This window comes from Gemmata algarum (genome assembly GCF_034097035.1).
In the GTDB taxonomy this organism is placed as follows: Bacteria; Planctomycetota; Planctomycetia; order Gemmatales; family Gemmataceae; genus Gemmata; species Gemmata algarum.
Genome location: NZ_JAXBLV010000079.1, coordinates 1 through 1,509, shown reverse-complemented (window position 1 = coordinate 1,509; position 1,509 = coordinate 1). Strand labels below are relative to the sequence as shown.

At 69.6% G+C, this 1,509-nt stretch carries 3 protein-coding genes; all 3 read right to left on the bottom strand.

Going from position 1 to position 1,509, the window contains the following annotated elements; translation table 11 throughout:
• Positions 1–327: hypothetical protein (locus R5W23_RS08175; protein ID WP_320685908.1), on the bottom strand; the 327-nt coding region annotated here is incomplete at its 3' end.
• Entirely contained in the window at positions 324–647 is a 324-nt protein-coding gene (locus tag R5W23_RS08170; RefSeq protein WP_320685907.1) for a hypothetical protein, read from the bottom strand. The genes R5W23_RS08170 and R5W23_RS08175, both read right to left, overlap by 4 nt.
• Before the next feature lie 10 nt (positions 648–657).
• Positions 658–1,509, bottom strand: an 852-nt coding sequence (locus tag R5W23_RS08165) for a hypothetical protein (RefSeq protein ID WP_320685906.1), incomplete at its 5' end; no start/stop codon positions are given.

Sequence of the window (1,509 nt, the reverse complement as noted above, 5' to 3'; positions counted from 1 at the left end):
GCCGTGAACCCGGACCAGATACCCGTACAGTCGCGCCGCGTCCCGCAGTCGCGTCGCCAACGGCTCGGTCGCAGAATCGGCCAGCGCGGACGTTTTGAAGAACAGCGCGGCCAACTCGAGCCGCTCCATCCGGTGCTGACCGAACACGGCCAGAAAAGCGAGCGCCCGGCCGAACGTGTCCGGCACGCGCCACGTTTCCCACGGGGCCGCGGCCACCACCCGCGCGTGCTCCACGTCGTCGCCCCGCGCGCCGGCCGCCATCAGCAGCGACAGCCGTTCGGCCGCAGACAGCGTCCCGTAATGCTTCGAGAGGGATTTGGTGTTCACGGCGTGCCCTCCGCGCGGTGCTTCAAGGCCGCTTCCAGGGCCTCGAGTCGGGCCGCGACGTTGCCGGCCTCGATCGCCCGCAGCGCCACACCGGCCAAGAACCCGACCGCTCGCGCCTTCTCCAGCGTACCCGCATCTTCATCCGCGCGGACCGCGGTGACCTGCTCTTCCAGCAGGTCGATCACGTCTTGCGCGGTCTGGAGCCGGAACGTGATCGGGATTGCGGATGTACGCGGGGTTGTACACGCGTCGCCGGCGCGGCGCGTGCGCCGGTACTCGCGCTGGTAATCCCTCGCTCGATCGGGGCTCGAGAACGGCACGGTAAAGCCCTCAGTTCGGTTCAGGGATCGCCCCGGCTGGCGCCAAACCCGGCTGAGACGAGGACGGGGTGCCGGGTACGGGCGCCGGCACCTCGCCGGGCGCGGCTCCGTTCACGACGGTTTGATTGGCGGCAAGGTTCAGTTGGGCCAGGATCGCGGGGGCCTTGAGTTGCCGCACCTTTGCCAGTTCGCGGACCGCATCGGTGAACCGCTTCTGCGCGCGTGTCAGCATCCGGTCGAGGTGCTCACGGTCCTGCGGACGGGTCGGCGGGCGCACCGCCAGCTCCAGTTCCAGCGCGTGAACGGTGAGCCACCCGTTTATCACCCGCCGCGCGAGCAACTCCTCCAGCACAGTCGGGTTGTCGCCCAGCACCTGGGCGCGGAGCGCGACGACCTTCTCGGTGATCCCGGCTTCCCACACAGGATCGTCGCCCGCAGCGGTGCGGATCAGTTGCACCGTGGCCTGTCGCCCCAGATCCCCGAGCCAGTTGGACCAGCCCCGCGACCGGACCAGCGCCGCCACCTGAGCCTTCGCGCCCGAGTCGCCGGTTCGGGCCTTGGCGAACAGCTCGATCGCTTCCGCGTCGTTGCTCGGCGCGCGGTACTCGATCAGTGGGTTCCGCTTCTCGACGCGCTCTTTCAGGTTCGCCAGCGTGTCCCGCAGTTCTTGCAACTGCCGTTTCATGCGCCACTCCCCGCGGTGGTGTCGGTGGAACCCGAGCGCTTCCAGTACCCCATGCGTGACCGCACGCAGCACCCCGTTCGCCTCGGCCGTCGCCGTCAACAGTGCTGCGAACCGCGCCCGGGTCCGGTCCCGTTCCTCGCGATCCCGCCTGCGCACCTGGGTTGCGGCTTCCATGCC